At 60.8% G+C, this 26,987-nt stretch carries 20 protein-coding genes and 2 pseudogenes; 3 read left to right on the top strand and 19 right to left on the bottom strand.

Annotated features, from left to right (window positions below; genetic code table 11):
- Window positions 1–63: 63 nt before the first annotated feature.
- The 17 genes and pseudogenes from ACEPAJ_RS01465 to ACEPAJ_RS01545 form a co-directional block, all read right to left on the bottom strand.
- Window positions 64–942 carry an oxygenase MpaB family protein gene (locus ACEPAJ_RS01465; protein WP_425913541.1) on the bottom strand — a complete coding sequence of 293 codons (879 nt, stop codon included), beginning with the start codon at window positions 940–942 and terminating at the stop codon, window positions 64–66.
- Between the two features lie 126 nt (window positions 943–1,068).
- Window positions 1,069–3,006 carry an acetate--CoA ligase gene (gene acs, locus ACEPAJ_RS01470; RefSeq protein WP_425913106.1) on the bottom strand — a complete coding sequence of 646 codons (1,938 nt, stop codon included), beginning with the start codon at window positions 3,004–3,006 and terminating at the stop codon, window positions 1,069–1,071.
- 111 nt (window positions 3,007–3,117) lie between these two features.
- Window positions 3,118–4,781 (bottom strand): annotated as a pseudogene (pgi, locus tag ACEPAJ_RS01475) (glucose-6-phosphate isomerase).
- A gap of 103 nt (window positions 4,782–4,884) precedes the next feature.
- Window positions 4,885–5,745 carry a pantoate--beta-alanine ligase gene (panC, locus tag ACEPAJ_RS01480; protein WP_425913108.1) on the bottom strand — a complete coding sequence of 287 codons (861 nt, stop codon included), beginning with the start codon at window positions 5,743–5,745 and terminating at the stop codon, window positions 4,885–4,887.
- Window positions 5,742–6,542: a 3-methyl-2-oxobutanoate hydroxymethyltransferase gene (panB, locus tag ACEPAJ_RS01485; RefSeq protein WP_425913109.1), complete on the bottom strand. Its 801-nt coding sequence runs from the start codon at window positions 6,540–6,542 to the stop codon at window positions 5,742–5,744. The genes panC and panB overlap by 4 nt, the downstream gene beginning before the upstream one ends.
- A gap of 226 nt (window positions 6,543–6,768) precedes the next feature.
- The gene (folK, locus tag ACEPAJ_RS01490; RefSeq protein ID WP_425913110.1) at window positions 6,769–7,266 is read right to left on the bottom strand and encodes a 2-amino-4-hydroxy-6-hydroxymethyldihydropteridine diphosphokinase; all 498 of its coding nucleotides are present in this window, start codon (window positions 7,264–7,266) and stop codon (window positions 6,769–6,771) included.
- Window positions 7,266–8,672, bottom strand: a complete 1,407-nt coding sequence (locus tag ACEPAJ_RS01495; protein WP_425913111.1) for a polynucleotide adenylyltransferase PcnB — start codon at window positions 8,670–8,672, stop codon at window positions 7,266–7,268. The genes folK and ACEPAJ_RS01495 overlap by 1 nt, the downstream gene beginning before the upstream one ends.
- A gap of 701 nt (window positions 8,673–9,373) precedes the next feature.
- Window positions 9,374–10,798 (bottom strand): sigma-54-dependent transcriptional regulator, encoded by a 1,425-nt coding sequence (locus ACEPAJ_RS01500; RefSeq protein ID WP_425913113.1) that lies wholly within the window; start codon window positions 10,796–10,798, stop codon window positions 9,374–9,376.
- A gap of 66 nt (window positions 10,799–10,864) precedes the next feature.
- A pseudogene (locus tag ACEPAJ_RS01505) lies at window positions 10,865–13,827 on the bottom strand (sensor histidine kinase).
- 45 nt (window positions 13,828–13,872) lie between these two features.
- Entirely contained in the window at window positions 13,873–14,049 is a 177-nt protein-coding gene (locus tag ACEPAJ_RS01510) for a hypothetical protein (RefSeq protein ID WP_090243806.1), read from the bottom strand.
- A gap of 271 nt (window positions 14,050–14,320) precedes the next feature.
- On the bottom strand, window positions 14,321–15,277 hold the full coding sequence (locus ACEPAJ_RS01515) for a DUF808 domain-containing protein (protein ID WP_425913115.1): 957 nt from the start codon (window positions 15,275–15,277) through the stop codon (window positions 14,321–14,323).
- A gap of 1,046 nt (window positions 15,278–16,323) precedes the next feature.
- A complete protein-coding gene (locus ACEPAJ_RS01520; protein ID WP_425913116.1) occupies window positions 16,324–17,235 on the bottom strand; it encodes a glycerophosphodiester phosphodiesterase in 912 nt (303 codons plus the stop codon).
- Between the two features lie 228 nt (window positions 17,236–17,463).
- A complete protein-coding gene (locus ACEPAJ_RS01525; protein ID WP_425913118.1) occupies window positions 17,464–18,036 on the bottom strand; it encodes a HupE/UreJ family protein in 573 nt (190 codons plus the stop codon).
- Between the two features lie 31 nt (window positions 18,037–18,067).
- Window positions 18,068–18,682: an urease accessory protein UreG gene (gene ureG, locus ACEPAJ_RS01530; RefSeq protein ID WP_296222197.1), complete on the bottom strand. Its 615-nt coding sequence runs from the start codon at window positions 18,680–18,682 to the stop codon at window positions 18,068–18,070.
- Between the two features lie 19 nt (window positions 18,683–18,701).
- Entirely contained in the window at window positions 18,702–19,376 is a 675-nt protein-coding gene (locus ACEPAJ_RS01535) for an urease accessory protein UreF (RefSeq protein WP_425913120.1), read from the bottom strand.
- On the bottom strand, window positions 19,373–19,873 hold the full coding sequence (gene ureE / locus ACEPAJ_RS01540) for an urease accessory protein UreE (RefSeq protein WP_425913122.1): 501 nt from the start codon (window positions 19,871–19,873) through the stop codon (window positions 19,373–19,375). The genes ACEPAJ_RS01535 and ureE overlap by 4 nt, the downstream gene beginning before the upstream one ends.
- 166 nt (window positions 19,874–20,039) lie before the next feature.
- Complete coding sequence (locus ACEPAJ_RS01545; protein ID WP_425913543.1) at window positions 20,040–20,630, bottom strand: TetR family transcriptional regulator; 591 nt, start codon at window positions 20,628–20,630, stop codon at window positions 20,040–20,042.
- A 301-nt stretch (window positions 20,631–20,931) separates the two neighbouring features.
- On the opposite strand from ACEPAJ_RS01545, the gene ACEPAJ_RS01550 reads away from it, so the two are divergent.
- From ACEPAJ_RS01550 to ACEPAJ_RS01560, 3 genes are all read left to right on the top strand, one after another.
- Complete coding sequence (locus tag ACEPAJ_RS01550) at window positions 20,932–22,047, top strand: ferredoxin reductase (protein WP_425913124.1); 1,116 nt, start codon at window positions 20,932–20,934, stop codon at window positions 22,045–22,047.
- Between the two features lie 11 nt (window positions 22,048–22,058).
- On the top strand, window positions 22,059–23,147 hold the full coding sequence (locus ACEPAJ_RS01555; RefSeq protein WP_425913126.1) for a fatty acid desaturase family protein: 1,089 nt from the start codon (window positions 22,059–22,061) through the stop codon (window positions 23,145–23,147).
- 111 nt (window positions 23,148–23,258) lie between these two features.
- The gene (locus tag ACEPAJ_RS01560) at window positions 23,259–24,149 is read left to right on the top strand and encodes an esterase/lipase family protein (protein WP_425913128.1); all 891 of its coding nucleotides are present in this window, start codon (window positions 23,259–23,261) and stop codon (window positions 24,147–24,149) included.
- 140 nt (window positions 24,150–24,289) lie between these two features.
- Here ACEPAJ_RS01560 and ACEPAJ_RS01565 read toward each other — a convergent pair whose 3' ends face one another.
- Both ACEPAJ_RS01565 and ACEPAJ_RS01570 read right to left on the bottom strand, forming a co-directional pair.
- Window positions 24,290–24,616 (bottom strand): Rieske (2Fe-2S) protein, encoded by a 327-nt coding sequence (locus tag ACEPAJ_RS01565; protein ID WP_425913130.1) that lies wholly within the window; start codon window positions 24,614–24,616, stop codon window positions 24,290–24,292.
- A gap of 118 nt (window positions 24,617–24,734) precedes the next feature.
- Complete coding sequence (locus ACEPAJ_RS01570; protein ID WP_425913132.1) at window positions 24,735–26,927, bottom strand: TonB-dependent hemoglobin/transferrin/lactoferrin family receptor; 2,193 nt, start codon at window positions 26,925–26,927, stop codon at window positions 24,735–24,737.
- Window positions 26,928–26,987: the final 60 nt, after the last annotated feature.

Here is a 26,987-nt window from a genome sequence, read left to right on the forward strand (position 1 = left end):
GCCGCGAAAGGTCGCTATGGTGGCACAGCGGCTTTGCTCGCGGCCAGCGTGCGAACTGAGCAGTCAGCCGCGCGGCGGTAACTGTAAGCGTTTGCGCGCACCGTGAATGGCGCCGCCGCGCACCGCCCAACGTAGCACCGGCGCCAGGCTGTGGACGCCGGTATGGATCACGCGGCTGCGCGCTGGACCGATCTGCTGGCCGAGCATCTGCTGTGCCCAATCCGGTAGCAGGTCGATACCGGCCTGCATCAGCAATTTGGCCGCCGGCGCGGCGAGGGCACTGGGTGCGGGTGCGTCCAGCAGGATGCGCAGAATTTCCAACGAGCGGGCATCGCAACACAGCTCGGGACGAACGGCTGCCAGATAGGCCGCCACTTCGGCGCGCGAACGCGGCACCTGGGTGGCGCCCAGGCGTTCGGCGATCAGGGCGATTTCCGCGTAGTAGCGATCTTGATCGGCCTCGCTCAGCTGCGGGTTGCGGTAACGCAGGTGCGCCTGAAGGAAGCTATGCACTTCGGCGACATGCACCCAGGTCAGCAGCGCGGGGTCGCTGGCGGCGTAGGGGCGGCCATTCGGGGCGGTGCCCGTGACCTTGAGGTGAATGGTTTTGACCTTGTCGATCAGCCAGTCGGCGTCGGCGCGCGAACCATAGGTGGTGCCGGAGATAAACTGGCCGGTGCGACGCAAACGACCAAGCAGGTCCTGACGAAAGTTTGAGTGGTCCCACACACCGGCCAGTGCCAGTGGGTGCAGGGCTTGCAGAAGCAGGGCGCTGATGCCACCGATCAGCATGCTGGTAAAGTCGCCATGCACTTGCCAGCTCACCGAGTCTGGGCCGAATAGGCCGGGGTCACCCTTGGGGTTCTCGAAGTCGATCTGGCCGAGGGCGATACCACTGAGGCTGAGGACTTGGCTTTCGATACGGCGGCGCAGGAATTCTATAGGCTAGGTTGTTCGCTTGCTGGTGTAGGGTGGATCGCGTTTCATCGATCCACCGGGTGGCGATCCACCGCGCGGTGCCATTGGTGGATGAGCAGAGCGTCATCCACCCTACACCAGAGATTGCGGTTAGCGGTTTAGGCGTTGCTCGATCAGCCCGTCCACCACACTGGGGTCGGCCAGGGTTGAGGTGTCTCCCATGTTTTCCAGCTCGTTGCAGGCGATCTTGCGCAGGATGCGCCGCATGATCTTGCCTGAGCGGGTCTTCGGCAGGCCTGGTGCCCATTGGATCAGTTCGGGTTTGGCGAAACCACCAATCTCTTTGCCGACCAGGGCCAGCAGTTCTGTTTTCAGTTCGTCGCTGAGGTCGATGCCGTTCATGGGGGTGACGAAGGCATAAATGCCCTGGCCCTTGAGGTCATGCGGGTAACCGACCACTGCCGCTTCGGCGACAGCGTCGTGCAGCACCAGAGCGCTTTCCACTTCGGCGGTGCCGATGCGGTGGCCGGAGGCGTTGATCACGTCATCCACGCGACCAGTGATCCAGTAGTAACCGTCCTCGTCACGACGCGCACCGTCACCGCTGAAGTAGTAACCGGGGTAGGGCTTCAGATACGTGTCGATCATGCGCTGGTGGTCGCCGTAGACGCTGCGGATCTGGCTCGGCCAGCTCTCTTTGATCGCCAGTACACCTGAACCCGGGCCGTCGATTTCCTTGCCCTGTTCATCCAGCAACACCGGTTGCACGCCAAAGAAGGGTCGGGTGGCGGAGCCGGGTTTGAGGTCGGTGGCGCCAGGCAGCGGTGTGATCAGAATGGCGCCGGTTTCGGTCTGCCACCAGGTGTCGACGATCGGGCAGCGTCGTTCACCGACCACGTTGTAATACCACTCCCAGGCTTCCGGGTTGATCGGTTCGCCGACCGAACCGAGTAGGCGCAGGCTGGAGCGGTCAGTTTTTCGCACCGGACCTTCACCTTCACGCATCAGTGCGCGCAGGGCGGTGGGCGCGGTGTAGAAGATATTCACCTGATGTTTGTCGATCACTTGCCAAAAGCGCGAGGCATCCGGGTAGTTCGGCACGCCTTCGAAGATCAGGCTGGTGGCGCCATTGGCCAGCGGCCCGTAAACAATATAGCTGTGCCCTGTGACCCAGCCGACATCGGCGGTGCACCAGTAAACGTCGCCTTCGTGGTAATCGAATACGTACTTGTGGGTCATCGCCGCCATCAGCAGGTAGCCGCCGGTGCTGTGCAGAACGCCCTTGGGCTTGCCGGTGGAGCCAGAGGTGTAGAGGATAAACAGCGGGTCTTCGGCGTCCATCGGCTCAGGTGGGCAATCGCCGTCTGCTTCGCTCAGGGCTTGGTGGTACCAGATGTCGCGGCCTTCAACCCAGTCGATATCACCTTGGGTGCGCTCGACTACCACCACGGTGCTGACTTTCGGGCAGCTCTGCAGGGCTTTGTCGACGTTGGCCTTGAGCGCTACGTATTTGCCACCGCGCACGCCTTCATCGGCCGTGATCACCGCGCGGCAATCGGAATCAAGAATACGGTCACGCAGCGCATCCGGTGAGAAGCCGCCGAACACCACCGAATGCACCGCGCCAATGCGCGTGCAGGCGAGCATGGCGTAGGTCGCCTCGGGAATCATCGGCATGTAGATGCACACCCGGTCACCCTTCTTTACGCCACGGCTTTTCAGCACATTGGCCAGACGACTGACGTTGTGGTGCAGCTTTTTGTAGGTGATATGTGCCGATTCGCTGGGGTTATCACCCTCCCAGATCAGTGCGATTTGCTCGCCGCGTGTGGCCAGGTGGCGGTCGATGCAGTTGTAGCTGACATTTAGCTGGCCGCCCTTGAACCAGGAACCCTGGCCGCTGAGCAGGTCGCCCTGCTGCACGCTGTCCCAGGGTTTGGACCAGTCGAGAAACTGTTTGGCCTGCTCGGCCCAGAACGTATCAGGCTGCTCGACCGATTGTTGGTAGAGGCGCAGGTAGGCGTCGTTGTCGATATGCGCGCGCTGGCGCACCGAGTCGGCAACCGGGTGACGGGTAATTTCGAACATGGCGGGTCCTTGTTGTTGTGTGTCCGCGATCACAACAAGGGTGCACCCAGTGGGGGCTGGGTTCAAGTGCTGGCCCGGTGCAGCCATGCCGGGCCTTGCGTGGTGGACTGATCAGCCGCGATGGCGCTCGCGGAAGTGCTGAATCAGGCCTTGGGTCGAGGCATCACTGGCCGGCGTATCGAGTTGCCCCGTCAGGCGCTGGTACACGCCCTGGCCGAGCTCTTTGCCCAGTTCGACGCCCCATTGGTCGAAGGCGTTGATGCCCCAGATCGCGCTTTGCACAAAGACTTTGTGCTCATACAACGCGACCAGCGCACCGAGGCCGAACGGGTCGATCCGGTTGAGCGCGAGAATATTGCTTGGGCGGTTACCGGGAACCATCTTGTGCGGCGCAAGGCGTTGCACTTCAGCTTCGTCGAGGCCTTTGGCGCGCAATTCGGCTTCGGCTTCGGCTTGGGTTTTACCATGCATCAGCGCCTGGCTTTGCGATAGGCAGTTGGCAAACAGCCACTGGTGATGATCGGCCAGCGGGCTGAAGCTGTTGACCGGTACGATAAAGTCCGCCGGGATCAGCTCGGTGCCTTGGTGCAGTAACTGGTGGTAGGCATGCTGGCCGTTGCAGCCGACGCCGCCCCAGATCACCGGCCCGGTACTGAAGTCCACCGGGCTGCCGTCTTGGCGCACGGATTTGCCATTGGATTCCATGTCCAGCTGCTGCAAGTGCTTGGTGAAGTTACGCAGGTAGTGATCGTAGGGCAGGATCGCCTGGCTTTTCGCCCCCAAAAATTGCCATACCAGATGCCCAGCAAGGCCATCAGTACCGGCATGTTTTCCGCCAGCGGCGCCTGGGTGAAGTGCTGGTCCATGGCGTAAGCGCCGGCCAACAGCTCCTTGAAGTTGGAGATGCCAATCGCCAGCGCAATAGGCAAGCCGATTGCTGACCACAGCGAATAACGGCCGCCGACCCAGTCCCACATCGGGAAGATGTTTTCCGCCTTGATGCCGAACTCGATGGCCGCCGTCTGATTGCTGGTCACCGCAATAAAGTGCTTGTGCAACTCAGCTTCCGGGCCGCCCAGGGCGAGGTACCAGTCGCGCGCCGCCAGGGCATTTTTCAAGGTTTCCAAGGTGCTGAAGGATTTTGACGAGACGATAAACAGGGTGGTTTCAGGGTCTAGGCGCGCGGTCAGTTCACGGAACTCGCTGCCGTCGATATTGGCCAGGTAATGGCAGCGCACGCCACGCTGGGTAAAAGGCCGCAGTGCTTCGGAAACCAGCTGCGGGCCGAGGAACGAACCGCCGATGCCTATATTCACCACTTCGGTGATCGGTTTGTCGCTGTAGCCGCGCCACAGGCCGCTGTGCACGCGGCTGACCAGCTCGGTCATTTGATGCAGTACGCGATGCACCTGTGGGATCAGGTCGACGCCATCCAGCTTGACGCTGCGCCCAATCGGGCTGCGCAGGGCGGTATGCAGAGCCGCGCGGCCTTCTGAGGCATTGACCTGATCGCCGCAGAACAGTGCCTGGATGGACTCACCAAGCTGACTTTGCTCGGCCAGTTGTACCAGCAGGCCTAGGGTTTTTTCGTCGATCAGGTTCTTTGAATAGTCCAGCATTAAGCCGCAACTGCTCAGGGAGAAACGCTTAAAGCGCTCTGGGTCACTGGCAAAGGCCTCGCGCATGCTGAAGTCGTTCATCTGCTCGCGGTGCTCGCGCAGCGCCTGCCAGGCGGGCAGGGAGGTGACGTCATGCGGCTGTTGGTAATAGGCCATGGGTGCGTGTTCCTTGTGCTGGGTGCGGCAAATTATGCAAAAAGCCCGGAGTGATCCGGGCCTTGAGTGTAACTGGCAGGTGCGCGAGCCGGTAACCGGCTAATCAAGCAGGCGTATCGAGGTCGAGCGCCAAGTTGTCGATGAGTCGGGTGTTGCCAATGGAGGCAGCCAACAAAATCACCAGCTGACGATCATCCTGTGATGCCGGGCGCAGGCTGCTGGATTCGCGCACTTCGAGGTAGTCCGGGCGGAAACCCGCGGCGCTGTGTTGCGCCTGCGCCGCGTTGATCAGTTTGGCGTAATCACGTTCGCCGGCCTTAATCGCCGCTGCCATTTCCTGCAGGCTACGGTACAGCACCGGCGCCACTTCGCGCTGCTCGGCATTCAAGTAACCATTACGCGAAGACAGGGCCAGGCCATCGTCGGCGCGCACGGTGGGCTCACCGATAATCTGGATCGGCATATTCAGGTCACGCACCAGAGTACGAATTACCGCCAGTTGCTGGAAGTCCTTCTGGCCGAAAATGGCCAAGTCCGGTTGCACCATGTTGAACAGCTTGCTCACTACAGTCGCAACGCCGTCGAAGTGCCCCGGCCGGCTGGCGCCGCACAGGCCTTCGGAAACGCCCGTCACGCTGACGCGGGTCTGACCGTCAGTCCCTTGCGGGTACATCTCCGCGACATCCGGGGCGAACAGCAGGTGGCAACCGGCTGCGACCAGTCTTTCCTGGTCGGCAAGCAGGGTCCGTGGGTAACTCGCGAGATCTTCGTTGGGGCCGAACTGCAACGGGTTGACGAAAATGCTGGCAACCACGAAGTCCGCTCGCTGCGCGGCTTTTTCCACCAGCGCGGCATGGCCGGCATGCAGGTTGCCCATGGTTGGCACCAGAGCGATTTGTTTACCTTCGGAACGGGCTTGGGCGACAGCGGCGCGCAACTCGCGCACGCTTTTAACTGTGTTCATGCAGAAAATCCGTGCTCGGCTGCTGGGAAGCTCTGGTCTTTAACCGCTTTGACGTAGGCGCTGATGGCGTTCTGGATGCTGCTTTGGCCAGTCATAAAGTTCTTCACGAACTTGGGCACGCGGCCGCTCAGTGACAGCCCAAGCATGTCGTGTAGCACCAATACCTGGCCGTCAGTGGCCTTGCCTGCACCGATACCAATCACCGGGATCTTCACCGCCTGGCTGATTTCCGCGGCCAGTTCACTGGGTACGCATTCGAGCAGCAGCATGGCTGCACCGGCCTGTTCCAGCGCCATGGCGTCAGCGCGCATCTGCCGTGCTGACGCCTCTTGGCGGCCTTGCACCTTGTAGCCACCAAGGATGTTCACCGCTTGTGGGGTCAACCCTAGGTGCGCACACACTGGCACGCCGCGCTCGGCCAGTTGGCGAATCGGCTCAGCCAACCAGGCCGCACCTTCCAGCTTGACCATGTGCGCGCCGGCCTGCATCAGTACGGCGCAGTTGTTCAGGGTTTGCTCAAGCGTGGCGTAGGCCATAAATGGCAGGTCGGCGAGGATCAACGCGCCCTGGTTGCCGCGTTTGACGCAGGCGGTGTGGTACGCCATATCGGCCACGGTGACGGGCAGCGTGCTGTCATGGCCTTGTAAGACCATACCGAGGGAATCACCTACCAGCAGCACATTGACACCGGCCTGGCAGGCCGTCTGGGCGAACGTGGCGTCATAGCAGGTCAGCATGGCGATTTTCTCGCCGCTCTGCTTGAGGCTTTGCAGGGTAGTCAGGGTTACATCAGGCATGAAAACTGTCCTCGCTCAGGCGTTCAGTCAGCAGTTGTGCTGCTTCAAGTTGGCCTGCATTGGCCGCAAATTGCACCGGTGCGGGGCAACGGGACGCCTATAGTCCTGATGGGAAGACTCGAAGTCAATTGCAGGTGTTACCGGTTTGTTACTGGCGTTACCGCCAATCTCCCAGGGTTTGCTCTGGGCATAGGTACGGGTGCCGCTGTCGACGGATATCTGGCTCTCAGGTCGAGGCGGTTTCGCCCAGTCGCTCCAGCCCTACAAAAGGGCAGGCGCTGAGGAGTTCAGATAGGGCGCGACCATCCGGCAGACGCAGCGCTGGGGCGATCTCGGCCAGTGGGTAAAGGACAAAGGCGCGGGCATGCATGTGGTAGTGCGGCACGGTCAGGCGAGGCTCATCTAGTTGGCGTTCGCCAAACAGCAGGATGTCCAGATCGAGGGTGCGCGGCCCCCAACGCTCGGCCTTACGCGTGCGGCCCTGCTCAAGTTCGATGGTTTGCAGTGCATCGAGCAGCGCCAGTGGGCTGAGGTCGGTGTCCAATGCGGCTACGGCATTGACGTAGCGCGGTTGGTCCGCCGGGCCCAGAGGGTCGCTGGCGTAGAGCGATGATTGTGCAGCTAGATGGCTCTGCGGCAGCGCGGCCAGGGCGGCCAAGGCGCTGCGCAATTGCGCCTGTGGGGTCGCCAGGTTGCTACCCAAGCCGATGTACACGCGCTCCATCATTCACCCGCAGGGGCATTGCTGCTGTCAGTTGCGGGGCCGCGCTTACGCTTGTTGTTGCTGCGCTTGCGTTTGCGGGGGGCGCCGGCTGCGTCATCTTTGTTGCTGAGGTCGCGGATCATAGTGCGCCGCTCGCTATCGCTGACGTCCTGATAGCGCGTCCACCAGTCGCCGAGTCCGCCGGTTTGCTCGCCTGCGCTCTCGCGCAGCAAGAGGAAGTCGTAACCTGCGCGGAAGCGTGGGTTTTCCAGCAACGTATCGGCGCGTTTGCCGCTGCGGCGTGGCAGGCGTTCTTGCATGTCCCAGATTTCGCGGATTGGCATGGTGAAGCGCTTGGGCACAGCAATCCGCTGGCACTGCTCACTGATCAGTTCATGGGCCGCTTCCTGCATCGCCGGAATCGGCGGCATGCCGCGATTCTGCAGCTTAATGACACGTGCCGGCAGGGCTGGCCAGAGCATCGCCGCGAGGAGGAAGGCAGGGGTGACCGATTTGCCTTGTTGAATGCGCTGGTCAGTACTGTCCAGTGCATTGCGGATCAGCTGGTCGGTGTAGTCCGGGTTGAGTTTCAGTGCTTCAGCACTGGCCGGGAACAGTTGGCCGAACAAGCCGTAATCGACCAGTAGCTCGTAGGTGTAGACCGCATAGCCGGCCAGAAACAGCTTGAGCACTTCATCGAACAGGCGTGCGGCGGGGATGCCGCCAAGCAGCGGCGCCAGTTTGTAGATCGGGGCGGCACTGTGTTTCTCGATGTCGAAATCCAGCTTGGCAGCGAAACGCACCGCACGCAGCATGCGTACCGGATCTTCCTGGTAGCGCTGAGTCGGATCGCCAATCAGGCGGACCAGATGGTTGCGGATGTCGTGCACGCCGTTGGCGTAATCGAGGATGCGCTCGGTGCTCGGGTCGTAATACAGCGCATTGATGGTGAAGTCGCGGCGCTGGGCATCGTCTTCCAGGCTGCCATACACGTTATCGCGCAGGATCCGGCCACTCTCATTGCGTGAAGACAGGTTGCTGTTCTCTTCCTCATCGCCTTCGGGATGGTTGGCGCGGAAGGTCGCGACTTCGATGATTTCACGGCCGAAATGCACGTGAACCAACTTGAAGCGTCGACCAATTACCCGGGCATTACGGAATTCGGCCCGTACCTGCTCCGGGGTGGCGCTGGTGGCCACGTCGAAATCTTTGGGCTCGATATCCAGCAGCAGGTCGCGTACGCAGCCACCGACCAGGTACGCCTGGTAGCCAGCTTGCTGCAGGCGCTCAACCACGCCGATGGCATAGCGGCTGATTTCGCCGCGCTCAATCGGGTGTTGGCTGCTGCCCAGCACTTCAGGCGTGCTGTGCGAATGTTTGCCACGGAGGACGGGGGTGCGAAAGGACTTGAACAGCTTTTTCAGCATGGGAGGCACTGTTTGACGAAATGACTGGCCAGAGTATATGTCGGCCGCAGGAATGGCGCGGATTTTAGCATTGAGTTGGGGTTTGGTGCAGGAAACGACGGGAGACTGCTGCAGGCGGGGAGTTTGAAGCTACTGGGGGAGCCGAAGCTCCCCCCAAATTGGTGCGTGCTCTATTTTTATTATTATGGCGGGCTTGTTGTTTTTGTTGATTTACCCGTTCCATCCAGTCAGGGACTTTTGGAAACTTTCCCAAGTTGGGAACTAAGAGCAAACGTATTGCTTTGGATACTGACGCTGCCATGATCACATTGTGATCCAACCAGTTCAGGCACTGCCTTGGAGCAGTTTTATTGTTCTCGGCCTGGTTTTGGGGCGAACCCCAAAGGCAAATCCTTTCCAAAAGAATCAGTTAGCTGCGCCTCCGCGTCGTTGTTTTTATTGTGCTGGAGTCGGTACGTCTTATTTTTATTAGGTTTGGAACATGCTTGTTATTGTTCTTGTGCCAGTACTAAAGCAGAACCCGTGCCAGTTTTTGCAAACCCTTTGAATTCAAGGGTTTGAACGCTATGGAGGGTGGTCGGGTGGCATAAAAAAGCCGGGCTCTCGTTACCATAAGACCCGGCTTTTGTTACTAAGTGTTGAATAGGTAACAGATGGCGGAACCTCTGGCCCACACATCTGTCACCGCAGGCGTGGGCAGCCTAGCCTGCGGTAGCGCCCGAAGATTTACGGCGTGGGATGCCCAGACGCTGACGCCGCTCCCACAGGCATTTGCGGCTGATGCCGAGCTTGCGGGCCAGTTCGGTCTCGGTCATGTGGTCTTGATGCTCTAAAACGAAGTGCTGGAAGTAGTCTTCCAGTGACAGGTCTTCGGTTGGCTCGCTGGGTTCATGTCCCGGGCCGCCATTTTGGCTGGGCAGGGTGAAGTCGTCCTCAAGGTCATCGAGTTCGATATCGATACCCAGCAGCTCGGCGGAGATGCTGTTGCCCTCGCATAGAATCACCGCACGCTCGATGGCGTTCTCCAGCTCGCGCACGTTACCCGGCCAGGGGTAATGACGGATGGCTTGTTCGGCGTCCGCCGCAAAACTCAGGTCGAGGCGACCCTGGCGTGTGCACTGACGTATCAGGAAGGCGCGGGCGATCTCGCTCACGTCAGCCCCGCGTTCGCGCAGCGGGGGGAGCTTCAGGGCGATTACGTGCAGGCGGTAATACAGGTCTTCGCGGAACTGGCCGATTTTCGACAGGGTTTTCAGGTCGCGATGGGTCGCGGCGATCAAGCGCACATCGACCTTCTGCGACTGCACCGAGCCCACTCGACGAATTTCGCCTTCCTGCAGCACACGCAGCAGACGTGCCTGGGCCTCTAAAGGTAGCTCGCCGATTTCATCGAGAAACAGGGTGCCACCGTCTGCGGCTTCGACCAGGCCGGCACGGCCGGCGCTGGCGCCGGTAAAGGCGCCTTTCTCGTGGCCGAACAGTTCCGACTCGATCAGTGATTCTGGGATAGCCGCGCAGTTCACTGAAATCAGCGGCGCTTTGGCGCGGCGTGAGAGGTTGTGCAGGGCGCGGGCAACCAGCTCTTTACCGGTGCCGGATTCGCCCTGGATCAGGACATTGGAGTCGGTGGGCGCAACCTTGCGGATCTTGCTGTACATCTCCTGCATCGCAGCGCAGGAGCCGATGATGCCGATTTCGCCGTTGCTGTTATCCACCACCTTCTCGGTGCCGACTTTTGCGTTGGCAGCAGCGGGTACGGGTGTGCTTTTAGTCTGTTGGAAATCACGCAGGATGCGCGCTACAGCTTGGAGCATTTCGTCGTGATCGAAGGGTTTGGCGATGTAGTCCACCGCGCCCATTTTCATCGAGTCGACGGCCGAGCGCAGGCTGGCGTAGCTGGTCATGATCAGCACCGGGGTGCCCTGACCGAGCTTGATCATCTCGGTGCCAGGCGCGCCCGGCAGGCGCAGGTCGCTGACGATCAGGTCGAAGCTGGGGATGCTGAAACGCTCTTGGGCTTCCTGTACCGAGCCGGCTTCGCTGACTTCGTATTGGTTGCGCTCCAGTAGGCGGCGCAGGGCAGAGCGGATAATGGTTTCGTCTTCGACGATCAAAATATGAGGCATTAATTTGGTCTCTCGACGGTCTCGGGGCATGCCGCGGGGCTAGAGGCCTTGCAGGCACGCTCTCAATTAGCTGGTTTGAGTCGCTAGGGACGTCGCCTCGACATGCCTCGGCAGGCTGACCCGAATGCGGGTGCCGCGCTGCAGTTCTAGGTCGGCCGGGCTGTCGATTGTTATTTGTCCATAATGCTCTTCCACGATCGAATAGACCAGAGCGAGGCCCAGTCCGGTCCCTTTGCCCACCTCCTTGGTGGTGAAAAAGGGCTCGAACAAACGGTCGATGATGGCCTTGGGAATGCCTGTGCCTTCGTCTTCGACGATCAGGTCGATGGTGTGTTCGAAGGTTTCACTCTTGACTCGTATCGCGCTGCCTGGCGGTGAGGCGTCACGGGCGTTGGACAGCAGGTTGATCAGCACCTGGGCCAAACGCTGCGGGTCACCCACCACCCGCTGGTCAGCTTCGCAGAGGTTGAAGAACTGCACGTCGACGCTGTGTCGATTGAGCGCCAGCAGGGCAATCGCATCTTGCGCGACCTGGGCTAGGCACACCGGCTCTTCACTGTTCTGGTGGCTGCCGGAATGGGCAAAGCTCATCAGCGACTGGACGATGCGTGACACGCGTTTGGTCTGCTCGATGATCTGCTCACTGATCTCCGTCAGTTCGCTATCACCTTCGCGTTCTTCACGCAGGTTCTGCGCCAGGCAGGCGATGCCGGTGATCGGGTTGCCGATTTCATGGGCTACCCCGGCGGCCAGGCGGCCGATACTGGCCAGGCGTTCGGAGTGCACCAGCTTGTCTTCGAGCATCTGGGTTTCGGTGAGGTCTTCAACCAGTAGCACCAGGCCGCTGTTACCGGGCGCCAGGGGCTCGTCGATGGCGGCCTTGTGCAGGTTGAGCCAGCGGGTCTGGCCGTCGAGGGCCAGGCTTTGTTTGTGCAGGTGTTCGTCGGGCAGCTCGATAAAGTTTTGCAGCAGGCTGCGCCACGGCTCGCCTAGGGTGCTCAGGCGCGAACCGACGACGCGCTGCGCGGGTATGTCGGTGAGTTCTTCCATGGCCTTGTTCCACATCAGGATTTCTTGATCCTTGGCCAGCGAGCAGACGCCCATGGGCAGTTCCTGCAAGGTCTGGCGGTGGTAGCGGCGCAGAGTGTCGAGTTCCGCGGCCAGACCGGTGAGGCGTGAGTGGTAGTCCTCTAGGCGGTTCTCGATAAAGTGGATGTCTTCGCTGACGTAGGTTTCGCTGCCGGCTTTATATGGCAGGAACGTCTCGACAATGTCCTGGGCCACGCTGGGGCCCATCAGCCCGGAGAGGTTGGCCTCGATGCGGTCACGCAGGCGGCGCAGGGCATAGGGTCGGCCTTCATCGAACGGCAGATGCAGATCGCGCAGCGCTTGTTCGACCTCGTGCTGAGCCGTTTTTGCGCCTAGGGGTTTGGCCAGTTGCGCGGCAAACTCCTGGGGTGAATCGGCGAGCAATTCACGCCGTTGTGGGCGGCGGACGTTATCCACGGCGCAGGCTTCGGCGGCGCTTTTCTCCTCTGCGCTGGCTTCTGTGAACAGCGACACCAGGGTGAACACCAGTACGTTAGCGGCCAGCGAACCGATCGCTGCCATGTGCCAACTGCTGTCATCCAGCACATAGATGACGTTGAACCAGGGCAGGTATAAACCCTGCAGGTTGCCGAGCATCGGCAACAGCATGCTCACCACCCACACGCCGATACCTGCCAACAGCCCGGCGATAAAGCCTTTGCGGTTGGCCGCCGGCCAGTACAGCACCGAGAGTACGCCGGGGAGGAACTGCAGGGTGGCGACAAAGGCGACGATGCCGAGGTTGGCCAGGTCTTGCTCAGCCCCTAGTAATAGATAGAAGCCGTAGCCGGCCATGATCACCAGCAGGATCAGCGCGCGGCGCGTCCATTTCAGCCAGCGGTAAATGTTGCCTTCCGATGGAGGCTGATACAGCGGCAGCACCACATGGTTAAGCACCATGCCGGACAGCGCCAGGGTGGTGACAATAATCAGCCCGCTGGAGGCCGACAGGCCGCCGACATAGGCGATCAGTGCCAGGGTCTGGCTGTTGACCGCAATGCCGACGCCTAGGGTGAAGTACTCCGGGTTGGTGGTCGCGCCCAGTTTCAGCCCGGCCCAAAGAATCAGCGGTACGGCCAAGCTCATCAGCAGCAGAAACAGCGGCAGCCCCAGCTGGCACTGACCATGGCGCGCGGGTTGAGGTTTTCGGTAAAGGTCATGTGATACATGTGCGGCATGACGATGGCCGAGGCGAAGAACACCAGCAGCAGGGTGCGCCAGGGGCCTTCCTGCAGAGGGGTATGCAGGTTAGACAGTGACGACTGGTTCTGCACCAGCCAGGATTGCAGATCCTGCGGGCCGTCGAACACGCCGTACAAGGCATACAGGCCGATGATGCTGATCGCCACCAGCTTGACCACCGACTCGAAGGCGATGGCGAACACCAGGCCTTCATGTTTCTCGCGGGTGGCGATATGCCGTGCGCCGAAGAGGATGGTGAACAGAATGATCAGCCCGCAATAGGCCAGGGCGACGCGCTCTTGCACCGGCTCGCGGGTGAGGATGCCGATGGAGTCCGCCACCGCCTGAATCTGCAGGGCCAGCAACGGCAGTACGCCGACCAGCATAAATACCGTGGTAAGGGCACCGGCCCAGGTGCTTCGAAAACGGAAGGCGAAGAGGTCAGCCAGGGATGACAGCTGGTAGGTGCGGGTGATTTTTAGAATCGGGTAAAGCAGCACCGGTGCCAATAGAAACGCCCCGGACACGCCGAGGTAACTGGCCAAAAAGCCATAACCGTATTGGTAGGCCAGGCCCACCGTGCCATAAAAGGCCCAGGCGCTGGCATACACGCCAAGCGACAGGATGTAGGTCAGCGGGTGACGGATCACCCAGCGCGGAATCAGGCCGTGTTCACTGATCCAGGCGACGCCGAACAGAATAAGAAGATAGGCCGCACTGATCAGGATCAGCTGGCTCAGGCTAAAGCTTGTCAGCATCAGGTTGGCTCGGCGAATAGAGAGAGGGCGGGGCGGCGCAGGGGGTCAGAGTTCATCGGCATCTTGCTGGCTCTGCAGAATAAAGGTCACCACGATCAGAATCAGCCACAGCAGGTAGGGGCGGTACCAGGCCCCGTTGGGGTCGATCCACCAGTCCATGATGGCGGGGGAAAATAGATAGATCCCCACTACCAGGATCAGCACCAGTCGATAGATATACATGCTGCATCTCTTCACTTAATTGCTGGCGATGGTAACGGATGCGTGGCGCTCTGCGTAGGCTGGCTATTGGGTGGGGTTGAGGCTGCTGGTGCAGGGCTTGGCTTTCTTATTGATTGGTACTTTCGTTCTACTTAGTAAGAATAATGCTGGGGATTGGCATGCGAATGGCTGTCGCCGCTAAAGCCCTGCGCCGTCATTCAGCGCCGCGCATCTGCAGCACGGGCTCTGTTGTTGGCCAGTGCTGTGCTTAAGCCTGAACAGCGGTTGCGGTTTATGCCGAGGGTTTGGCCGGTTTCAGCTTTTGCCACAGGCGCGTTGCCAGGCTCACCAGCAGCAGTGCGACGGCCCCGGCAATGACCCCTATCCCAGCATTCAGCAGGGTGGGTAGTAGGGCTGCCAGTATGCCGCTGCTGGCGGCCACGCTCTGCGCCAGCTGCTCGATCCACACCTGCGCGGCATGTACGCCGTGAGTGAGGATGCCGCCGCCGACCATAAACATCGCCGCCGTTCCCACGACTGACAGCCCTTTCATCAAGTATGGCGCTGTCAGTAGCAGGCCTCTACCCAGGCTACGTTGCAGGCGCGCGCCCAGGCCTTCGCCGCTGCGCTGGCTGAGAAACAGCCCCGCATCATCGAGTTTGACGATGCCCGCCACCAGGCCATACACCCCAGCCGTCATCAGAATGGCGATACCGGACAGCACCACAACCTGTTTGCCGAAGCTGGCCAAGGCCACGGTGCCAAGGGTGATGGCGATAATTTCCGCCGAGAGAATAAAGTCGGTGCGGATCGCACCTTTGATCTTGTCCTGCTCGAACGCCACCAAATCCACGGCTGGGTCCGCCACGGCCGTGCGCCGTTCGTCATGTTTGCTCTGGCTCTCAGCCTGGCTGTGCAGAACCTTGTGCGCGAGCTTCTCAAAGCCCTCGTAGCAGAGGAATGCGCCACCGAGCATCAACAGCGGTGTGACCGCCCCCGGCGCAAGGGCGCTGATCAGCAAGGCTGCCGGCACCAGAATCAGTTTGTTGCGCAAGGAGCCTTTTGCTACCGCCCACACCACCGGCAGTTCACGTTCGGCGCGCACGCCGGTGACTTGTTGGGCATTTAGCGCCAAATCGTCACCCAGTACGCCTGCGGTTTTCTTCGCCGCGACTTTGGTCATCAGTGCGATGTCGTCGAGCACACTGGCGATGTCATCAAGCAGGGTTAACAGGCTAGCACCGGCCATGGGGCGGATTCCTTTCTACGGTTTCTGAGAGGCCAATCGCCTGGCAGCGCGGCCGACGACAATGCGCTGATTTATACGTGAGTCAGCCTGCATCAGCCAGCGCTGGCCTGCCGAGGTTTGCCGGCTGAGCGGTTTACTCACCGCTGCTGCCACTGGCCCCGCTGGCGTAGGTGGCGAGCAGGCTGCGTAACAGGTAATTAAATCGCATGGGAAAGCTCCTTGATGTGAGCATTGACCTTACGCCTGAGCCCCGTTGCGGGGCTGTTGATTGTCTCGATAAGTGCCATAGGTAAAAGCCGATTCGCTTTTATACACAGCACCGCCGCCGCATGCGGGTAGTTGTGCACAAAGACTGTGGAGCGAGTTGTGGATAAGGTGGGCGTATACGCGTGAAGGCCTAGTGGTGTGGCTGTTAGCGGCTTCTGTGCGTTTTTTGATCAGTTGATAATTTGCTGCATAAACAACCGCTTGGCTGGGTTATTCAAGCAAATGTCGGGGTATGGCGCTGAAGTTGTCCACGACTACTGTGGGTAGAGCTGTTTATAACTCTGGTATGCCTGCTTGTAAGCCTTGTTGGGCGTGGCTTTGCGCGAGTTGTATGTTTTTTGATCAGTGTGCGGATTATCGAGTAAACAACAAATTAGTCTGGTTATTCAGGTTGCTATGGGGTAGCGCTAAAGTTGTCCACGACTACTGTGGGTAGAGCTGTTGATAACTCTGGTATGCCTGTCTGTAGGCCATATGACGCGAGGCTTTACGAGGGTTGTTTGTTTTTTGATCAGCTTGTTGTGGTGTTGAAAAGCGTCATTTTAAGCCTGCTGCGTCAAGCAATAATCGCGTTATTTGCAGGTTTTTCCACACGCCCAAGAGGCGCGGTGGATAACTTATCCCAAGTTACTGTGGAGCGATCTGTGGATAAGCTGCGCACGCTTGCGTCCAGGCCACAGTGGGCGGGGGCTGGACGCAGTAGGTTGTTTTTTGTACAGGTCATGTGCGGCTGCTATTAACAGCGCAGGTCTTATGCGCCGCCGCTCATCAGTCGGCGCTTAGTTTTCCAGGGCGCTGATGCGGGTCGAGCGCCCCAGTACCTGCAGGGCGCGGTCCGGGTAATCAGTGATCAAGGCATGTGCGCCCTGGTCGAGCAGGCGACGCATGTCCGGCTGTTCGTTGATGGTCCACAGCTGCACATTCAGCCCGCGCTGTGCGGCGGTCTGTAACAGGCTGGCGCTGGCCACAACAAGGTCACCATGGGCCTCAGGAATTTGCAGAGCCTGGTAGGAGGGTGACAGCAAGCTGCCCAGGCCCAGCCAGTTGAGCGCCACCAGTAAGCGCACTGAGCCAGGCCCAGCGGAGGTGGCAACGCCTGGGCAGTGTTCGCGGAACAACTGCAGGCTGCGGTCATAAAAGCTGCCGACGATGACCTGATCACGTTGCTTGTGCGCATCAAGGGCCTCACACAGCTGCGCTTCCATGCCGACGTCCGGCACTTTGAGTTCAATCACCTTGGGCGTATCCGGAAAGCGGTCGAGCACTTCGGTAAAGCTTGGGATGCGGATGCCCTGGCCGCGATAGGGGTAGCTCTGGCCGCCATCGGCGCTCCAGTTGTAACCGGCGTCCAACGCTTGTAACTGCGCCAGGCTGTGCGCAGCGACCGGGCCATCACCGTCTGTGGTGCGCTCCAGGGTGCGGTCGTGAATGACCACCAGCTCGCCGTCACTGGATAGGTGCAGGTCCATCTCCAGCATGTCCACGCCCAGGGCGCTGGCGCGCTGGAAGGCAAAGAGGCTGTTCTCTGGCCACAGGCCTTTGCCGCCACGATGAGCGATGACTAGCGGTTGCTCGGCAAAGCGACTGAGCACCGCCGCCGGCTGGGCCGGCTTGCTGGTCAGGGCCAGCACGCCGAGAGCGATGGCCAGCAGTAGGAGTGGGGCAAATAGAAATCGAGCGACGCGCAGCATGAGGAGAGTCCGGGGCAGTCGAATGAGGGATTCTGAATACGCCTCGACTATGACAAAGACACGGCCCCTGAGCGAGAGGCGAAAGACGTCAGTCTGGGTGCCATCTACGCCAGGTGTTTTGAGTCGCCCGGATGAATCCGGGAGCCGATCAGGGTTTGGCCAATCAGCTCCGGGTCCGGGCTCCACGGTGTTGTGCTTAGCGCGGATGGGGCGGCGTCCGTGCAGCGGTCAGCCGGCCAACAACCAGGCACCGGTCAGCGCCGATGCGGCGCCTAGAACCCGTACCAAAGGCGCCGCCGCGTGTGGCAGCAGGCGCACCAGGGCGTAGCCGCTGGCATGCAGGGCGGCGGTGGCGACCACAAAACCGGCGGTATAGCCCCATGGGCTGGCCAGCGCTGGCAGTTCCAAACCATGGGCGACGCCGTGGGTCAGGGCAAATACGGCGGTCAAGGCAATGGCAATCAGCATCGGCAGGCGAATGGCCACGGCCACCAGCAGGCCGAAAGCCAATACCGAGGCGGCGATCCCGGTTTCCATAAGAGGAATCTGCAGGCCGTTAAAGCCCAGTAGACCGCCGATCAGCATGCTGCCAACAAAGGTCAGTGGCAGCGCCCAGCGCGCCGCGCCGGATTGCTGCGCGGCCCACAGGCCAACGGCGAGCATCGCCAGCAGGTGGTCAAGGCCAAATACCGGGTGGGCCAGACCGGCCATAACGCCTGAATGGTCATGGCCGGCATGGGCGAACGCCATGGCTGGGCTGAGGAGGAGGGCGATGGCGAATACTGATTTGCGCAGGTTCATGGGGTGTCTCCTTGACTGAATAGGGGCGTTCTCAGGCTGCGGTGAGCATGCCGTGTCGTTCTATAAAGGCGATGATCTGCTCCAGGCCTTGGCCGATCTTCTGGTTACTGAAGACGAATGGCTTGTCGCCGCGCATCTTCAGGGTGTCGCGCTCCATGACTTCAAGCGATGCGCCGACCAGTGGCGCCAGGTCGACCTTGTTGATCACCAGCAGGTCGGACTTGCAGATGCCGGGGCCGCCCTTGCGCGGCAGCTTGTCGCCGGCCGACACGTCGATCACATAGATGGTCAGGTCTGACAGTTCCGGGCTGAAGGTGGCCGAGAGGTTGTCGCCGCCGGATTCGACGATGATCAGGTCCAGCCCCGGAAAGCGGCGGTTGAGTTGGTCAACGGCTTCCAGGTTGATCGAGGCGTCCTCGCGAATGGCGGTGTGCGGGCAGCCGCCGGTTTCCACACCGATGATCCGTTCTGGGGCCAGGGCCTCGTTGCGCACCAGAAACTGCGCGTCTTCCTGGGTGTAGATATCGTTGGTCACCACCGCCAGGTTGTAACGTTCGCGCAGGGCCAGGCACAGAGCCAGGGTCAGGGCCGTCTTGCCGGAGCCGACCGGGCCACCGATGCCGATACGCAGGGGTTGGCTGTTCATCTTTAAGGCTTCCTTATCATCAAGAACGGAATAAACGGCTGTATTGGCGCTCGTGCGCCATGCTCGCCAGGGCCAGGCCGAACGCGGCGCTGCCCCAATTGTGCGGTTCTAGTTCGTTGGCTTGGCGCTGCGCCTGATCGAGCAGCGGTAGCAGTTGTGAGGTCAGGCGTTGCGCGGCTTGTTGGCCCAGCGGCAGGGTTTTCATCAGCACCGCCAGTTGGTTTTCCAGCCAGCCCCACAGCCAGGCGGCGAGGGCATCGTCTGGGCTGATCTGCCAAGCACGGGCGGCCAGCGCCCAACCCACGGCCAGGCCGGGTTCATTCAACTCGGCAAACAGCTGCTGCGCCGGTTGATCCAGTTCTGGCAAGCCGCTCAGCAGTTGCTGCAGGGAGTAGCCCATCTGCCGGCTTTCCAGGCGCAGTTCGCGGGTTTCGCGGCTGGCGCGTTGTTGTTCGGCCAGGTTGCGCAGCTGGTTCCAATCCTCGTTTGCGGCAGCCTGGCAATGGGCGAGCAGCAGCGGCGCTTCGAAGCGGGCGAGGTTGAGCAGCAGTTGATCAGCGATCCAGCGCTGGGCGCTGTCTGCGTTATCCACCAGCCCCTGTTCGACCGCCATTTCCAAACCCTGGGAATAGCTATAGCCGCCAATAGGTAATTGCGGGCTGGCTAACCTAAGCAGCTGCCAGGCGGGATTCACTTACGCGCCCCAAACTGATGCAAGCGCGGCGCGTAGCTGAATTCGGCATCGCCGGCATGTGAGTGGTGATGGCCGCCGCCGTAGGCACCTTGCTCGGGTTGGTAGGGCGCTTCGACGTTTTCCACCGTCGCGCCGAGCTGTTCGAGCATGGCCTTGAGCACGTAATCATCCGGCAGGCGCAGCCAGCCATCACCCAGTTGCAGGGCGACGTGGCGGTTGCCCAGGTGATAGGCGGCGCGCATCAATTCGAATGGGTTGGCGCAGGTCACGTGCAGCAACGGCTCGCCGCGGGCGATAACGCGTACGATACGGCCATCTTCGGCCTGTAGGCATTCGCCGTCATGCAGCGCGGGTTGACCGCGCTCGAGGAACAGGCCGACGTCCTCACCGGTGCGGCTGAAGCAGCGCAGGCGGCTTTTGCTGCGAGCCTCAAAGCTCAGTTCGAGTTCGGCGTCCCAGTGCGGCTGGGCGGTAATACGGCGGTGGATCACCAACATGGGGCAGTTTCCGGCAGGTCAATGCCGGTTACAGAGCAAGGGGCTTGCCAATCCGCGTTGAGCCCAGGCGCAACGTGGCTTTGCGGGCACTGCGTGCCAGTTTACCGTGCACTGCTGAGGGCAGCTTTGGTGCGCTGTGGGTGTGGGTGAGTCTTTTTGGTGCGTATCAGCGGGTCGACTGGCCCAGCCCTTGCCAGTGTTTGGCACCAATGAAGATAAAGCGCAGCTGTTCGATCATCTTGACCTCGGGCGAGGCGTGCATCGGCAGGGTCTCGGCAGGCGGGTCGATCAGCTCGGGCAGGGTGGCGAATACGGTTTTCACCACCAGGTCGGCGATTACATTCTGCGCGGGGGCATCGAAATGCTGCAGTTTTGGCATGGCTGCAAGGTCGGCGACCAGGTCGGCGGTAATACGTTCGCGCAGTGCGCCCACGGCCTGGCGGACCAGTAGCGAGCCACCGTACTGCTCGCGGGCGAGAAACAGGAATTGCGAACGGTTGGCCGTCACCGCGTCGAGGAAGATGCGCACCGAGGCGTCGATTACGCCGCCCACTTCGAACTCGTGATGGCGCACCTGGCGGATGGTTTCGCGGAAGGTTTCCCCGACCTCGGCAATCAGCGCCAGGCCCAGGGCGTCCATATCCTCGAAGTGCCGGTAGAAACCGGTCGGCACGATGCCGGCGCAGCGCGCCACCTCACGCAGGCTCAGGCTGCCAAAGCCGCGGCCGCTGTCCATCAGGCTCCGCGCTGCGTCCATCAGGGCGTGGCGGGTTTGCAGTTTTTGTTCGGCGCGCGGTTGTAGTGGTTTCAAGCTGCCTGGCTCTGCATGGCGAAATCAGCGCAGCACTCTAGGGGCTGTTGCCGTTTCAGTGCAAGCCGCGTGGCTGCACAAAATTGCACCAGGCTGGTTGTAGCCGCGATGAAACGCTAACCGGTGCTGATGAATAACCATTGGTTACGTCGAGGCGAAGTTGTGCTGTGTGTTTTGAGTGCACAAGTGTTGACTGAATAAATATGCTCTGCCAGCCTAGTGAGCAATTGTTCACTGGAGTCTTGGCATGGCCTTTCTTCCTTTTACCTGGGTACGTGGGCTCACCAGTCTGCTGTCTCCGCTGCGCCTGTTAGCTGCGCATGGCTGGTTGCGTGAGAGCGATGTCGACGCCGGGTTGGCGCTGCTGCACCCGGCGCTGCGCCTGAATCGCGTATTTGCACAGGTCACGCAACGCCACTGGGTTGCCGATGACATGCTCGAACTGACCCTGCGCGCCAACGGTAATTGGCGCAGCGCGCAGCCGGGTCAACATCTGCAGCTGTTTCTTGAGCGTGACGGCATGCGTCTGAGCCGCAGTTACAGCCTGACAGCCGTGCAAGCCGGTGGCCGTCTGCAGGTTGCCATCAAGCATCAGGCGGGCGGGCGTGTTTCGCCCTACCTGCTGGAGCATCTGGCAGTGGGCGATGTGCTGGAGCTGGGTCACGCTTATGGCGAACTGAGCTGGCCCGCAGCGCCGCAGGGCGTGCTGCTGCTGGCCGCTGGCAGTGGCATCACGCCGCTGCTGGGTATGTTGCGCGCCGCTCTGGCGCAAGGCTTCAGCGCACCGATTACGTTGCTGCATTACGTGCGCGAGCAGGGCCAGCGTGGCTTTGCCGCCGAGTTGCAGGCCTTGCAGGCGCAACACAGCAATCTGCAGGTGCGCTGGTCGCTGACCGCCGCAGGTGCTGAGCCGGAAGGGTTAGCTGGACGTTTTACCGGTGAGCATCTGGCCGAGGTTACGCAGCTGGATCAGCGCCGTGTGCTGGCCTGCGGTCCGGCGGGGTTTGTCGCTCAGGTGCAGCAGTGGTGGCAGGCCGCCAAATTGCCTGGCGCGCTGCAGACCGAAGCCTTCACGCCGCCAGCGTTCAGCCGCGACATCAGTGTGCGCCAGGTGCGCCTAGGTTTTACCCGCAGCCACCAGCAGGCGCTTGCCAATAACCAGCGCAGTTTGCTCGAGCACGCGGAGGAGCAGGGGTTGAAGCCGGCTTATGGTTGTCGTCAGGGTATCTGCGCCAGCTGCACTTGCACCCTGGTCAGTGGCACGGTGCGCGATTTGCACAGTGGCGCGTTATTCAGTGAGCCTGGGCAACCCATTCGCTTGTGTGTCAGCGCGGCGCATAGCGATGTTGAAATTGATCTTTAAAGGAGAGGCCCATGCGTGGTGATCGCGAACTTTCTGCGGATGAAATGAATGCGTTCGGCCAGGAGCTGGACGCCCTGCGTCAGCGCACTCTGGCCGATCTGGGCGAGGTGGATGCGCTCTATATCCGCCGTATCCGCGCGGCGGTGCGCTTCTGTTGCTGGAGTGGGCGCGGTCTGCTGATGCTCGGCTGGTTTCCGCCGACCTGGCTGCTCGGCACCTTGCTACTGGGCCTGGGCAAGATTCTGGAGAATATGGAGCTGGGGCATAACGTGATGCATGGTCAGTACGACTGGATGAATGATCCTGAACTGGCCGGGCGCAGCTATGAGTGGGATATCGCCGGCCCCAGTGATTTCTGGCGGCACACCCACAACCACGTACACCACACCTGGACCAATGTGTTGGGCATGGACGATGACGTGGGGTATGGCGTTGTGCGGTTATTCCCCGAGCAGCGCTGGAAGCCGTTCTACCGCTGGCAGCCGCTGTGGGTGACGATTCAGGCGCTGTTGTTCCAGTATTCGGTGGCGATCCAGCATTTGCGCCTGGACAAGGTCTTCAAAGGCAAACTGAGCAAGGACGAGGTGCGCCCGCTGATCAAGCAGTTCAACACCAAGATACTGCGTCAGTGGGGCAAGGATTACCTGTTCTTCCCGCTGCTGGCGCTGCTGCTAGGGGCCAATGCCCTGGCGGTATTGGCCGGTAACGTTGTGGCCAACCTGATCCGCAATTTGTGGACCTTCACAGTGATCTTTTGCGGGCATTTCACCGAGCAGGCGGCGGTGTTCAGTAAAGAGTCGGTGGTCGGTGAGAGCCGTGGCCATTGGTACCTGCGCCAATTACGTGGCTCTAGCAACCTCAATGGCGGGCCGCTGTTTCATATTCTTACCGGCAACCTCAGCCACCAGATCGAGCATCACCTATTCCCTGACTTGCCGGCGCGGCGCTATGCGGCGTTGGCTGTGGAAGTGAGGGAGATTGCCGAGCGTTATGGCCAGGTTTACAACAACGGCAGCTTGTGGCGGCAGTTCGCTACGGTGCTCAAGCGGATTTGGGTGTATCGCTGTCCGCCAGCTGAGGCCATGTCTGCGCCGCTTTAGCGGCCATATTGCTGCGAAATTGAGCGGCTACTACCGCTCAGTGTCTATGCGCTGGCTATTTGTAGCCTGGTTGGCGGATGCTCAGGGCTTCAATTACCAGGAAGGTTAGCCATGACGTCATCATCTGCTCCCCGTTACCCGCTGGTGTTGGTGCCCGGTTTGCTTGGGTTTGTCAGCCTGCTCGGCTATCCCTACTGGTACGGCATTGTTACGGCGCTGCGCCGGCTTGGCGCGCAGGTGTTCCCAGTGCTGGTGTCTTCGGTGCATTCGACCGAGGTGCGCGGCGAGCAACTGCTGATACGCATAGCCGATGTGTTGCAGCAGACCGGCGCAGAAAAGGTGCACCTGATCGGCCATAGCCAAGGTGCACTGACGGCGCGTTATGCCGCCGCGTTGAAACCTGAGTGGGTGGCGTCCGTCACCTCGGTGGCTGGGCCTAACCATGGCTCGGAGCTGGCGGATTTTCTTACGCGCAAAGCCCCGCACGGCAGCCTGCGCGAGCGCGTGTTAAGTGCCTTGTTGCGTGGTGTGGCCCGTTGCATGGCCTGGCTGGAACGCGGCTATAAAGGTGCGCCACTGCCGATGGATGTGGCTGCAGCGCAGCAGTCGCTGACCAGTGACGGCGTGGCGGCCTTCAATGTGCAGTATCCGCAGGGCCTGCCTGAGGTCTGGGGCGGTGAGGGCGCAGCCGAGGTCAATGGCGTGCGTTACTACTCCTGGTCCGGCACCATCCAGCCGGGTATCACCAATAAAGGTGGCAACCGTTTCGATGGGCCGAATGTTGCCTGCCGGCTTTTTGCCAAAACCTTTCAGCGCGAGATTGGGCAGTGCGATGGCATGGTCGGGCGCTACAGCTCACACCTGGGCACGGTGATTGGTGATCAGTACCCGATGGATCACTTCGACATCATCAATCAAACCTTTGGCCTGGTCGGCAAAGGCGCCGAGCCGGTCAAATTGTTTGTTGAGCATGCGCAACGGCTGCAGGCCGCCGGCCTTTAGACTTCGTTTGGCAAGCCGTTGCAAAACGTAGGCGAGGCAGGCAAGACAAGGCAAAAACGTCCATGAAAGCGGGGTTTACTGGTTGTAAATGAGCATTTCGAGGCCGTTTTTAACGCAGTATTGCCAACGCAGATAGTTTTTCAACGGCCTGTTAGATCGACCCAGATGCCCTGATCATCCTCGCGGATAGCAAGCTCTTGCAGCGATTGCCCGGCGCAGGGGCCAGCGACGCATTCGCCTGATTCGATCAGAAACAGTGCGCCGTGGGTGGCGCATTGGATCAGGCTGGCGCTGTTGTCGAGAAACTGGTCGGGCAGCCATTCCAGTGGAATGCCTCGGTGCGGACAACGATTGCGATAGGCATACAGCTGGCCGTCCTTGCGCACGACAAGCAGCTTCTCTTCAGCTATCTCGAAGCCCCGGCTCTGGCCTTCAGCCAACTCATCCGGTGCACATAAACGCAACATAGGAACCTCCCCGACAGGTCGGCATTATGCCGCCCTGGCGCGGAAGTGAAAGAGGAGGGCGCATCCGTGCGCCAAGTGAAACTCGTTTTTACAGTGATTCACTAGGCGGTTGCCCAGGTCAGATTTCCCAGACCACATTGACCGCCGCATGCCGCCCTGGCTGGCTGAAACGGCCCATGCTGGCGCTGTTCTCGGTCAAGCCGCGCACGTCGCCCCATTGCCAATACTGCTTGTCGGTGAGGTTAAACAGGCCGGCATTCACCGCGAAGTTGTCGCTCATCTGCCACCAGCCATTCAGGTCGAGCACGCCATAACCAGAGGTCTGCACGTGGTTGCTGGTTTGTGTGGTGTCGACGCGGGTTTTTGCCGCGACCAAAGTCCAGCTCAGCTCGCCGCCAAACCTGCCGTTCGGCTCGCTGTAACCCAGGCCGAACACGCCCTTGAGTGGGTCGATACTGTTGAGCGGTTGGCCTGTGCCTTCATCTTTGCCACGGGCATAGGCGACGCTGCCACGGGCCTTCCAGCCTGCAGGTAAGCCCAGTTGATCGAGGAACAGCTCGCCCTTGGCCTCTGCGCCACGAATGGTCACGCGGTCGCGGTTGACGTACTGGAACTCGCCGAAGGGAAAGCCTGGCACGCTGGAGGCACGGCTGACTTGCTCAATAAAGTCGTCGTACTGGTTGTAGAACAGCGCCGCGCCAAAGCTGCCGATGGCGTATTGGCCACGCAGGCCCAGTTCAAAGCTGTCGCTGGTTTCCGCCTTCAGGCTGGTGTTGGCCAGCGTGCGGTACATGCCTGGATTGGTGAACTCACCGAAGATTTCGATGGCCTGAGGGGCGCGGAAGCCGGCGGCGTATTGACCGTAGACGCTGTGCGCATCGTCGAGCTGGTAGGTCACGCCAAACTTGGGCGATAGCGCCGAATCCTTGAAGTCGCTGGGGTTGCGCTCGGTGGCCTGACTATTTAGGTACTTGTCGGTAACGTGCGGCTGCATCTCATAACGGTCGTAGCGCAGGCCTGGCAGCAGGGTCCAGCGGCCGATGCTGATGTTGTCCTGCACAAACAGCGCATATTCCTTGGTGGTCGGGTCGGGGAAGTCGCTGGTCGGTAAAACAGGCGTGGTGACGCCGGTGGCCAGGACTGTTTCGCCGCCTTCGCGCAGGTCGGCATTCTTCAGGTGTTTGATGTCCAGGCCGTAAACCAGCGCATGTTGCGTGCTGCCGATGCTGAAGGCCTTGTCCAGCTTGGTGTTGAAGGCCCAAAGCTTTTCTTCGTAGTACGAATCCCGTGTGCGGTAACGCGGCTGCCCGCCGACCACGCGGTCTTCGAAGGTTTGCTGGCGGGTCTGGCTGTCCTGATAGTTGAGCTGGCTGTGGATCTGGTCGACCAGCAAGGTGTCGAGTTGCTGGGTATGGGCGAGGGAGAAACGCTCACGGTCGACGCGGTCTTCGGCGTCCTGGGTGCGAATGGTCGCGGTGTTGCTGTAGTTGCTCAGTACGCGGGTGTCGGTGTCGTCCTGGTAACGCTCGTAGGTCAACTGCAGGCGGCCGCTGTCGCTGTAATCCCAGCCGAATTTGCTCAGCAGGTTGTCGGTGCGGTAGTCCAGCGGGTTGGCCTGTTCGCGGGTTGCACCGATGCCGCCCTGGCCGCCGTAGGTCTCTGTAGCCTGACCGCTGCGCCGGCCCAGGTGCAGCAGGCCATCAACCTGGCCCAGACGCGCGGCGAAGGTGGCGCTGCGCTGCCAGCTGTCATCGCTGCCGTCATAGCCAGTCTTTAAACGTGCGTAGGCGTCATCGCCTGCATCCAGATAGTCGCCGGCATCCTTGGTCAGAAAGCTCACCGCGCCGCCAATCGCATCGCTGCCATACAGCGAACTGGCAGGGCCCCGGATGATTTCCACCTGCTTGACGGTGTCGAGGTCGACGTAATCGCGTTTGGCACTGAGGAAGCCGCCGAAGGAGAAGGCGTCGGGCATGCCAACACCGTCCACTTGAGTCAGCACTCGGTTGCCGCCGATACCGCGAATGGTAAAGCCGGACAGGCCAAAACGATCGCCGCTGCCGCCGACCGATACGCCGGGCTCGTAGCGCACCAGATCTTTGATGTTCTTGATGTTCTGCTGATCGATATCGCGTTCGGTCTGGACCGATACGGTGCTTGGAACCTGGTCGAGGGTCTGCTCGGTGCGGGTTGCCGTAACGGTCACCGTATCGAACTGATTCGGCGCTTTCTCGGCTCCAAGGGCCAGCGATGGGCTGAGTAACAGCAGGGCAAGCCAGGGGCGACGGGCGAATGGAGGACTTCTGTGCATGGGGACTCCAGGATCGTACGGGTGGTTTCTCTGACCACCGGGTTGGCATCGGCGGCAAAC

Origin of the sequence: Pseudomonas sp. GWSMS-1, assembly GCF_049847425.1 — a bacterium.
Lineage (GTDB): Bacteria > Pseudomonadota > Gammaproteobacteria > Pseudomonadales > Pseudomonadaceae > Aquipseudomonas.

What these genes read in the sequence shown, in the direction of transcription:
- ACEPAJ_RS01495 (WP_425913111.1), bottom strand. Translation starts at nt 8,672, where the DNA reads ATGCTGAAAAAGCTGTTCAAGTCCTTTCGCACCCCCGTCCTCCGTGGC.
- ureE (WP_425913122.1), bottom strand. Translation starts at nt 19,873, where the DNA reads ATGTTGGTGATCCACCGCCGTATTACCGCCCAGCCGCACTGGGACGCC.
- ACEPAJ_RS01565 (WP_425913130.1), bottom strand. Translation starts at nt 24,616, where the DNA reads ATGTTGCGTTTATGTGCACCGGATGAGTTGGCTGAAGGCCAGAGCCGG.
- ACEPAJ_RS01515 (WP_425913115.1), bottom strand. Translation starts at nt 15,277, where the DNA reads ATGGCCGGTGCTAGCCTGTTAACCCTGCTTGATGACATCGCCAGTGTG.
- acs (WP_425913106.1), bottom strand. Translation starts at nt 3,006, where the DNA reads ATGTTCGAAATTACCCGTCACCCGGTTGCCGACTCGGTGCGCCAGCGC.
- ACEPAJ_RS01525 (WP_425913118.1), bottom strand. Translation starts at nt 18,036, where the DNA reads ATGAACCTGCGCAAATCAGTATTCGCCATCGCCCTCCTCCTCAGCCCA.
- ACEPAJ_RS01570 (WP_425913132.1), bottom strand. Translation starts at nt 26,927, where the DNA reads ATGCACAGAAGTCCTCCATTCGCCCGTCGCCCCTGGCTTGCCCTGCTG.
- panB (WP_425913109.1), bottom strand. Translation starts at nt 6,542, where the DNA reads ATGCCTGATGTAACCCTGACTACCCTGCAAAGCCTCAAGCAGAGCGGC.
- ACEPAJ_RS01560 (WP_425913128.1), top strand. Translation starts at nt 23,259, where the DNA reads ATGACGTCATCATCTGCTCCCCGTTACCCGCTGGTGTTGGTGCCCGGT.
- panC (WP_425913108.1), bottom strand. Translation starts at nt 5,745, where the DNA reads ATGAACACAGTTAAAAGCGTGCGCGAGTTGCGCGCCGCTGTCGCCCAA.
- folK (WP_425913110.1), bottom strand. Translation starts at nt 7,266, where the DNA reads ATGGAGCGCGTGTACATCGGCTTGGGTAGCAACCTGGCGACCCCACAG.
- ACEPAJ_RS01555 (WP_425913126.1), top strand. Translation starts at nt 22,059, where the DNA reads ATGCGTGGTGATCGCGAACTTTCTGCGGATGAAATGAATGCGTTCGGC.
- ACEPAJ_RS01520 (WP_425913116.1), bottom strand. Translation starts at nt 17,235, where the DNA reads ATGCTGCGCGTCGCTCGATTTCTATTTGCCCCACTCCTACTGCTGGCC.
- ACEPAJ_RS01550 (WP_425913124.1), top strand. Translation starts at nt 20,932, where the DNA reads ATGGCCTTTCTTCCTTTTACCTGGGTACGTGGGCTCACCAGTCTGCTG.
- ACEPAJ_RS01545 (WP_425913543.1), bottom strand. Translation starts at nt 20,630, where the DNA reads ATGGACGCAGCGCGGAGCCTGATGGACAGCGGCCGCGGCTTTGGCAGC.
- ACEPAJ_RS01500 (WP_425913113.1), bottom strand. Translation starts at nt 10,798, where the DNA reads ATGCCTCATATTTTGATCGTCGAAGACGAAACCATTATCCGCTCTGCC.
- ACEPAJ_RS01510 (WP_090243806.1), bottom strand. Translation starts at nt 14,049, where the DNA reads ATGTATATCTATCGACTGGTGCTGATCCTGGTAGTGGGGATCTATCTA.
- ureG (WP_296222197.1), bottom strand. Translation starts at nt 18,682, where the DNA reads ATGAACAGCCAACCCCTGCGTATCGGCATCGGTGGCCCGGTCGGCTCC.